This window comes from Sulfitobacter sp. HI0129 (assembly GCF_001635395.1).
Lineage (GTDB): Bacteria > Pseudomonadota > Alphaproteobacteria > Rhodobacterales > Rhodobacteraceae > Sulfitobacter.
In genome coordinates, this window is record NZ_LWGH01000565.1 from 1 (window position 1) to 8,351 (window position 8,351).

Here is an 8,351-nt window from a genome sequence, read left to right on the forward strand (position 1 = left end):
TGGCCTCCCGCTTGGCCCCGATCATCTCGACGCGCTGGAAGACATCGGCCTGCCCGCCATCATTCGCCCCGCCTTCACCATGGGGGGCACCGGGGGCGGCGTCGCCTATAACCGCGACGATTACGAACACTACTGCCGGTCGGGCATGGATGCCTCGCCCATGGGCCAGATCCTGATCGACGAATCCCTGCTCGGCTGGAAGGAATTCGAGATGGAGGTGGTGCGCGACACCGCCGACAACGCGATCATCGTCTGTTCCATCGAAAACGTGGACCCGATGGGCGTGCATACCGGCGACAGCATCACCGTGGCCCCCGCGCTGACGCTGACCGACAAGGAATACCAGATCATGCGCAACCACTCGATCGCGGTCCTGCGGGAGATCGGGGTGGAAACCGGGGGCTCCAACGTCCAATGGGCGGTGAACCCCGAAGACGGCCGCATGGTCGTGATCGAGATGAACCCCCGGGTGTCGCGCTCCTCGGCGCTGGCCTCGAAGGCGACGGGTTTTCCCATCGCGAAGATCGCGGCGAAACTCGCTGTCGGTTTCACGCTGGACGAGTTGGACAACGACATCACCGGCGTGACACCCGCCAGCTTCGAGCCGACAATCGACTACGTGGTCACCAAGATCCCGAAATTCGCCTTCGAGAAGTTTCCCGGCGCGAAACCCTACCTCACCACCGCGATGAAATCCGTGGGCGAGGCCATGGCGATTGGCCGTACGATCCACGAATCGATGCAAAAGGCGCTGGCCTCAATGGAATCGGGCCTGACCGGCTTTGACGAAATCGCCATCCCCGGCGCGCCGGACCGCGCCGCGCTGGTCAAGGCGATCAGCCAGCAGACACCGGACCGGATGCGTACCATCGCACAGGCCATGCGCCACGGCATGAATGATGACGACATTCACGGCATCACGATGTTCGATCCGTGGTTCCTTGCCCGTATCCGCGAAATCGTGGACGCCGAAGAAGCGGTGCGCGAGGGGGGCCTGCCCAAGGACGCGGAGGGCCTGCGGCGGCTCAAGATGATGGGCTTCACCGACGCGCGGCTCGCCAAGTTGACCGGGCAGGATGAGGAACAGGTGCGCGCGGCGCGGATCGACGTCGGCGTAACTGCGGTGTTCAAGCGGATCGACACCTGCGCCGCCGAATTCGAGGCGCAGACCCCTTACATGTATTCCACCTATGAGGCCCCCATGATGGGCGAGGCGGAATGCGAGGCGCGGCCCAGCGACCGAAAGAAGGTCGTGATCCTCGGGGGCGGGCCGAACCGGATCGGCCAGGGCATCGAGTTTGACTATTGCTGCTGCCACGCCTGCTACGCGCTGACCGACGCGGGCTATGAGACGATCATGATCAACTGCAACCCGGAAACGGTCAGCACCGATTATGACACCTCGGACCGGCTCTATTTCGAACCGCTCACCTTTGAGCACGTGATGGAGATCCTGCGGGTGGAGCAGGAGAACGGCACCCTGCATGGCGTGATCGTGCAGTTCGGTGGCCAGACACCGCTGAAGATCGCTGCCGACCTGCATGCCGCGGGGATCCCGATCCTCGGTACCACGCCCGACATGATCGACCTTGCGGAAGACCGGGAGCGGTTCCAGCAACTGGTGCAGAAGCTGGGCCTCAAGCAGCCGCGCAACGGCATCGCCCATTCGGACGAGGAAGCCTTCGAAATCGCCCGCGACATCGGTTTCCCGCTGGTGATCCGCCCCTCTTACGTGCTGGGCGGCCGTGCGATGGAGATCGTGCGCGACCAGCAGAGCCTTGAACGCTACATCAACGAGGCGGTCGTCGTGTCCGGCAAGAGCCCGGTGCTGCTGGACAGCTACCTGAGCGGTGCTGTCGAACTGGACGTGGACGCCCTGTCGGACGGCAAGGACGTCCATGTCGCTGGTATCATGCAGCATATCGAGGAGGCGGGCGTCCATTCGGGTGACAGCGCCTGTTCGCTGCCCCCCTATTCGCTGCCACGCGACGTGATCGAAACCGTCAAGGAACAGACCCGCGCACTGGCCAAGGCGCTCAACGTCGTGGGCCTGATGAACATCCAGTTCGCGGTGAAGGACGGCGAGATCTACCTGATCGAGGTCAACCCCCGCGCCAGCCGCACGGTGCCCTTCGTGGCAAAGGCCACCGACAGCGCCATCGCCTCCATCGCCGCGCGTGTCATGGCGGGCGAGCCGCTGTCAACCTTCCCGCAGCGTCCGCCCTACCCCACCGATACCGCCTATGACGACATCCTGCCGCTGGGCGATCCGATGACGCTGGCCGACCCGGACATGCCGTGGTTCTCCGTCAAGGAAGCGGTGCTGCCCTTTGCCCGGTTCCCCGGCGTCGATACGCTGCTGGGGCCGGAAATGCGCTCCACCGGCGAAGTCATGGGATGGGACCGCGATTTCCCGCGCGCCTTTTTGAAGGCGCAGCTGGGGGCCGGTACGGTGCTGCCGCGTGAGGGCTGCGTGTTCCTGTCGATCAAGGACATGGACAAGACGGAGCAGATGCTCGAAGCGGCCCGTATCTTGCTGGAACAGGGCTTTACCATCGTCGCCACGCGCGGCACGGCGGCCTGGCTGTCCGAACACGACATCGACTGTGAACTGGTCAACAAGGTCTATGAGGGCCGTCCGGACATCACCGATCTACTCAAGGACGGAACGGTGCAACTGGTGCTGAACACGACCGAAGGCGCGCAGGCGGTGGAAGACAGCAAGTCGATCCGCTCCATCGCGCTCTATGACAAGATCCCCTATTTCACCACCGCAGCCGGGGCCCATGCCGCCGTGCTGGCCATCAAGGCACAGGCCGAGGATGAGATCGGCGTGAAGGCGCTGCAGGATTAACGCCGGATCATCGCTACCAAGCTGTTGAGCCAACCTGTCGTCGCCCCGCCGCAAGGGGGCGCGGGCTGGCTCTGACGCGGCGTAGAAATCATGAATGTGCTGCTAAAATCGGCACTCCCCGTGTACAATGGCACAGGCTTTGCGCATAGTCGGGGCGGCCAGTCCGAATGCCCCCGTTTCCGCAGTTGGAGAACCGAAGAACATGTATACACCCGCCATCACCGGCAGCGGCGTCTTCACCCCCGATCAGGTCATCACCAATGCCGAACTGGTGGAAGCGTTCAACGCCTATGCCGACCGCTACAATGCCGAAAACGCCGATGAAATCGCCGCCGGAACGCTGGCGGCAAAGGAACATTCCTCCGAAGAATTCATCGTCAAGGCCAGCGGGATCGAACAGCGCTACGTGATCGACAAATCGGGCGTTCTCGACCCCGCCGTGATGCACCCGCTGCTGCGCCAGCGCAGCGATGACGAACCGTCGCTGATGGCGGAAATGGCGCTGAAGGCCGCGCGCATCGCGCTGGAACAGGCCGGTCGGACCGCGGCGGATGTGGACGCGGTGATCTGTGCGGCTTCGAACCTAGAACGGGCCTATCCGGCGGTCGCGATCGAGATACAGGACCTGCTGGAGATCGACGGTTTCGCCTTTGACATGAATGTCGCCTGTTCTTCGGCAACGTTCGGCATTCAGGCCGCCGCCGACATGGTGCGATCGGGTTCGATCCGGTCGGCGCTGGTGGTGAACCCCGAGATCTGTTCGGCCCATCTGGAGTGGCGCGACCGCGATTGCCATTTCATCTTCGGGGATGTCGCGACAGCCACGCTCATTGAACGGACCGAGGACGCCGAGGGCGCGCATTTCGAGATACGCTCGACCCGCTGTGCCACGCAGTATTCCAACAATATCCGCAACAACAACGGCTTCCTGCGCCGCTCCCGCCCGGACGGTCTGGCCGACCGGCGCGACATGCAGTTCATGCAGAATGGCCGCAAGGTCTTCAAGGAGGTGCTGCCGCTGGTCGCCGATCACATCGGCAACCACATGGCCGAAGAAGGTGTCGAAGCGGGCGATCTCAAGCGGCTGTGGCTGCATCAGGCCAACAAGTCGATGAACGACTTCATCGGCCGCAAGGTGCTGGGCCGCGCCCCCGAGCCGGGCGAACAGCCAAATATCCTTCAGGATTACGCCAATACCTCTTCGGCAGGCTCCATCATCGCCTTCTCCAAGTACTCGGACGATCTGGAACCGGGCGACGTGGGGCTGATCTGCTCATTCGGGGCGGGGTATTCCGTGGGCTCCGTACTCGTCGAGCGGCGGGACTGACCTAACCCTTGGCAGAGACCCGCGCGTGGACCTCTGCCGCGCTTTCCACCCGTTCCGAATAGCGGTCCACAAGGTAGGCACCGCGCCCCCGGGTGAGCCACGTGAATTTCACCAGCTCCTCCATCACGTCGACGATGCGCGCATAGAACGGCCCCTCGGGCAGGCGGCCTTCGTCGCCAAATTCAAGCCACGCCTTGGGGATGCTGGATTGGTTTGGAATGGTGATCATCCGCATCCAGCGGCCCAGTATCCGCATCTGGTTCACCGCGTTGAAGGATTGCGACCCACCCGAAACCTGCATGACGGCCAGCGTCTTGCCCTGCGTCGTGCGAATGCCCCCTTGCAGAGAGAGCGGGAGCCAGTCGATCTGGGTTTTCATCACGCCCGTCATCGCGCCATGGCGTTCGGGGCTGGACCAGACCATGCCTTCGGACCAGACGACAAGCTCGCGCAGTTCGGCCACCTTGGGGTGATCGGCCCCCGTATCGTCCACCAGCGGCAAACCGTGGGGATCGAAAAGGCGCGTCTCGCACCCCAGCCGGCGCAGGATGCGCGCCGCTTCCTCTGCCGCGCGGCGGGAATAGCTTTCCGCGCGCAGCGAGCCATAGAGCAGCAGGATGCGCGGGGGATGGCCCGGATCATCTGCGGCCTGCAGGGCCTTTGTGTCGATGTCGGGAAGCTGGTCCGCGCGCAGGGCGGGAAACGTATCTGTCATGGAGCGGGCCTTCGGATGAGTGATTTCGCCGTGTTCCTAGCTTTTCGCCCCGGGGCTGTCATCCTTCCTTTGCCGTCCCGCCGTCGGGTCAGAGTCTTGAACGGATCCGCGGCACGTCCTATTGCGTGCCATGGCCAAGCTCTACTTCAATTTCTCAACCATGAACGCCGGGAAATCCACGGTGCTTCTGCAAGCCGCGCATAACTACAACGATCGCGGGATGCAGACCTATCTGCTGACCGCGCAGCTCGATACGCGGGCGGGCGAAGGGCGGATCGCCTCGCGGATCGGCATCGCCCGGGCCGCAGATACCTTTGCTGCGGAGGATGATCTTTTCGCCCGGATCGAAGCGCGGCTGGCGAAAGGCCCCTGCGCCTGCATCTTCGTGGACGAGGCGCAGTTCCTTACGGAAGCGCAGGTCTGGCAGTTGGCCCGGGCGGTCGACGACCTTGGCGTTCCGATCATGTGTTACGGGCTGCGCGTGGATTTTCAGGGGCGGCTCTTTCCCGGCTCGGCCACGCTGCTGGCGCTGGCGGACGAGATGCGCGAGGTGCGCACCATCTGCCACTGCGGCAAGAAGGCGACCATGGTCGTCCGGCAGGGACCGGACGGAAAGGCGCTGCGCGAGGGCGCACAGATCGAGATTGGCGGAAACGAACGCTACGTTTCGCTCTGCCGCAGGCATTGGCGCGCCGTGATGGAATGACCCCCGGTCTCAGACCGTGTTGGGTGGGGTTTCCCCTTTGAAGAAGACCTTCAGGTTATCAACCGCCATGCGCCCCATGTCGATCCGGACCTCCAGCGCGGAGGTGCCGAGATGCGGCAGCAGCACCACGTTGTCGAGCGCGCGCAGCGCCTCTGGCACGACGGGTTCGTTTTCGTAGACATCGAGGCCCGCGCCCGCGATCGTGCCTTCCTGCAAGGCCGAGATCAGGGCCGTTTCATCCACCACGTCGCCCCGGGAAATATTCACGAGATATCCCTCCGGCCCCAGCGCGCGCAGCACATCGGCGTTCACCATGTGGCGGGTTTCGGCGCCGCCCGGCACCGCCGCCACAAGCACATCGACAGTGCGGGCCAGTGCCACCGGGTCTTCGCACCGCTGCGCCGGGAAGGCGAGCGTCTTGGGGCTGCGGCTGGCGTAGTGAATCTCCATCCCGAAGCCGAAGTGGGCACGGCGGGCGATGGCCTGCCCGATGCGGCCCATGCCGAGGATCCCCATTGTCTTGTGGCTGAGGTGCATGCCCAGCATCTGGGTGGGATGCCACCCTTCCCACGCGCCGCTGCGCACGAGGCGTTCACCTTCGCCAGCGCGCCGGGCAGCCATCAGCGTCAAGGTCATGGCAATGTCGGCGGTCGCATCCGTGACGGCACCGGGCGTGTTGGTCACCGTCAGGCCCGCCTCGCGCGCAGCGGCCACGTCGATATGATTGTAGCCCACCCCGAAATTGGCGAGGATCCGGCACCGGGGGTCGGGCACATCCGCGAAAACCTCTGCCGTGAAACGATCCCCCAGGGTGCAAAGCACCCCGTCGAAGTCACGCAGCGCGCTGCGCAGTTCCTCCGCCGACAGGGGCGAGGTTTCGGGCCGCACGGTGACATCGAAGCCGTCCAGTTGCGCGATGACCTCCTTCGGGAGCGGTCGGGTAAGCAGTAGCCGGGTCAATGCATTCGTCCTCCGTTGGGAACGGGTCTTTCGGGTGCGAGGAGGACCACGTCACCGTTGTCGTCCGGCAGGCCGAGCACCAGCACTTCGGACATGAAAGGACCGATCTGGCGCGGTGGAAAGTTCACCACCGCCATCACCTGGCGCCCGATCAGCCCGTCGGGAGTATAATGCGCGGTGAGTTGCGCGGACGTCTTGCGCTCTCCGATCTCGTCCCCGAAATCGATCCAGAGCTTGATCGCCGGTTTGCGCGCCTCCGGGAAGGGCTCCGCCCGCAGGACGGTTCCGGTGCGGATATCGACGGCAAGGAAATCGTCAAAGGATATCTCAGCCATCGGCAAGCGCTTTCGAACGGGCCGTTGCCGCCGCCACGGCACGCTGGATGAGCGGGCGCAGCCCCTCGTTCTCGTCCATCAGCACCTCAAGGGCCGCCTGCGTCGTCCCGTTGGGACTGGTGACATTGACGCGCAGTTGGGACGGATCCTCGCTGGCCTCCATCGCCAACGCCCCTGCCCCGGCGACGGTCGCCTTGGCGAGGGTCAGTGCGAGTTCGCGGTCCAGCCCCTGGGCCTCTCCGGCGTCGGCCATCGCTTCCATCATGTGAAAGACGTAAGCCGGGCCTGACCCGCTGACGCCGGTCACGGCATCTATCTGGCCCTCGTTTTCCAGACGCACGACCTTTCCCACCGCGGAAAGCAGGTCTTCGGCCATATCCATCAGGGCGGGGCTTGCGTGGTCGTTACCGATGATGGCGGTGATCCCCCGGCCGATTGCTGCCGGAGTGTTGGGCATCGCGCGGACGATGGGGGTAGCGCTGCCGAGCGTCTTTTCGAAGTGCCCGATGGTGGTGCCCGCCGCGACGCTGACAAAGAGCGTTTCCCCGTCGCCCATGGCCCTGAGCACGGGCAGCGCCTCTTCCATCATCTGTGGCTTGACGGCGACAAGGACGACAGCAGGCTTCGCGGGCATCTCGGCGTTGATATGGACGCCTTGCGCCTTCAGCCAGTCAGAGGGGCGGGGGTCCATGACCCAGACCGAACCGGGGGGCAGCCCCCCGGCCAACCAGCCTGCGAGCATGGCCGATCCCATCTTTCCGCAGCCCAGCAGTACGAGACCCTGTGCGGCGATCCTGTCGTCCTTCATGGTACCTCCCCCGGTTTGACCGGGGCAGTGTTACGCCCGCCCGTAGGCCTCTGCAATGGCAACCTGCAACGCTTCGCGGGGGGTGCGATCCCCCCAGACCAGCAGTTGCAGCGCGGGGTAATAGCGCTCGGCACTGACGACGGCGGCACCGATCATCGTGTCGATCTGCTCGGGCGAGGCGATCTGCCCGCCGCTGAGGACGAGCCCGTAGCGGTAGACCATGAGTTGCTGTTCGGACCAGAAAGTATAGCTGCCGGCCCAGCATTGATCGTTCATCTCGTTGAGCAAGGCATAGAGGGCGGGCAGCTTTTCGGTGGGCGGTTCCATTTCGAAGGTGCAGATCAGCCGCAGGGTTTCATCATAGGCGGACCACGCAAGGGTGATCGAATAGGTACGCCATTGCCCCTCGACCGCCATGGCGATCTGTTCGTCGGAAATACGGTCGAAGTCCCATTCATGATGGGCCGCGATATTTTCGACGATATCGATGGGGTGGATGTCTTCTTCAAGGTACTGCTCGGACAGGGCCATTTCGTCACCTCTATATATTCGACCAGCGTAGGAGCTGTCAGCCGCCCCCATCGCTAGGTGCTTTTGCTACAGGGCGTGTGACCGTGCACATGCCCTACAAGATATGGTGGGGGTA

8 protein-coding genes are annotated in these 8,351 nt (G+C 64.0%); 3 read left to right on the plus strand and 5 right to left on the minus strand.

Translation table 11 applies throughout. From position 1 onward, the window contains the following. The coding region (carB, locus tag A3764_RS15170; protein WP_067951729.1) for a carbamoyl-phosphate synthase large subunit at positions 1-2,854 on the plus strand (2,854 nt) is incomplete at its 5' end. Between the two features lie 202 nt (positions 2,855-3,056). Beyond that, positions 3,057-4,181: a beta-ketoacyl-ACP synthase III gene (locus A3764_RS15175; RefSeq protein WP_067921744.1), complete on the plus strand. Its 1,125-nt coding sequence runs from the start codon at positions 3,057-3,059 to the stop codon at positions 4,179-4,181. A 1-nt stretch (position 4,182) separates the two neighbouring features. Here A3764_RS15175 and arsH read toward each other — a convergent pair whose 3' ends face one another. Then, positions 4,183-4,896: an arsenical resistance protein ArsH gene (arsH, locus tag A3764_RS15180; protein ID WP_067921747.1), complete on the minus strand. Its 714-nt coding sequence runs from the start codon at positions 4,894-4,896 to the stop codon at positions 4,183-4,185. A 130-nt stretch (positions 4,897-5,026) separates the two neighbouring features. On the opposite strand from arsH, the gene A3764_RS15185 reads away from it, so the two are divergent. Beyond that, positions 5,027-5,602, plus strand: coding sequence for a thymidine kinase (locus A3764_RS15185; RefSeq protein ID WP_067921750.1), 576 nt, complete (start codon positions 5,027-5,029; stop codon positions 5,600-5,602). Positions 5,603-5,611: 9 nt separating this feature from the next. Here A3764_RS15185 and A3764_RS15190 read toward each other — a convergent pair whose 3' ends face one another. Genes A3764_RS15190 through A3764_RS15205 form a run of 4 tightly spaced genes read right to left on the minus strand, consistent with a single transcriptional unit; the run spans position 5,612 to position 8,236 of the window. Continuing rightward, positions 5,612-6,562, minus strand: a complete 951-nt coding sequence (locus A3764_RS15190) for a 2-hydroxyacid dehydrogenase (RefSeq protein WP_067921752.1) — start codon at positions 6,560-6,562, stop codon at positions 5,612-5,614. After that, entirely contained in the window at positions 6,559-6,897 is a 339-nt protein-coding gene (locus tag A3764_RS15195) for a tRNA-binding protein (protein ID WP_067921754.1), read from the minus strand. Before A3764_RS15195 ends, A3764_RS15190 begins: the two co-directional genes overlap by 4 nt. Next, complete coding sequence (gene proC / locus A3764_RS15200) at positions 6,890-7,705, minus strand: pyrroline-5-carboxylate reductase (RefSeq protein WP_067921756.1); 816 nt, start codon at positions 7,703-7,705, stop codon at positions 6,890-6,892. Before proC ends, A3764_RS15195 begins: the two co-directional genes overlap by 8 nt. A gap of 30 nt (positions 7,706-7,735) precedes the next feature. Next, complete coding sequence (locus tag A3764_RS15205) at positions 7,736-8,236, minus strand: YbjN domain-containing protein (RefSeq protein ID WP_067920381.1); 501 nt, start codon at positions 8,234-8,236, stop codon at positions 7,736-7,738. Positions 8,237-8,351: the final 115 nt, after the last annotated feature.

Excerpts from the sequence above, each read along its gene's own strand:
- arsH (WP_067921747.1), bottom strand. The coding sequence starts at position 4,896 with ATGACAGATACGTTTCCCGCCCTGCGCGCGGACCAGCTTCCCGACATC.
- A3764_RS15175 (WP_067921744.1), top strand. The coding sequence starts at position 3,057 with ATGTATACACCCGCCATCACCGGCAGCGGCGTCTTCACCCCCGATCAG.
- A3764_RS15205 (WP_067920381.1), bottom strand. The coding sequence starts at position 8,236 with ATGGCCCTGTCCGAGCAGTACCTTGAAGAAGACATCCACCCCATCGAT.
- A3764_RS15185 (WP_067921750.1), top strand. The coding sequence starts at position 5,027 with ATGGCCAAGCTCTACTTCAATTTCTCAACCATGAACGCCGGGAAATCC.
- proC (WP_067921756.1), bottom strand. The coding sequence starts at position 7,705 with ATGAAGGACGACAGGATCGCCGCACAGGGTCTCGTACTGCTGGGCTGC.
- A3764_RS15195 (WP_067921754.1), bottom strand. The coding sequence starts at position 6,897 with ATGGCTGAGATATCCTTTGACGATTTCCTTGCCGTCGATATCCGCACC.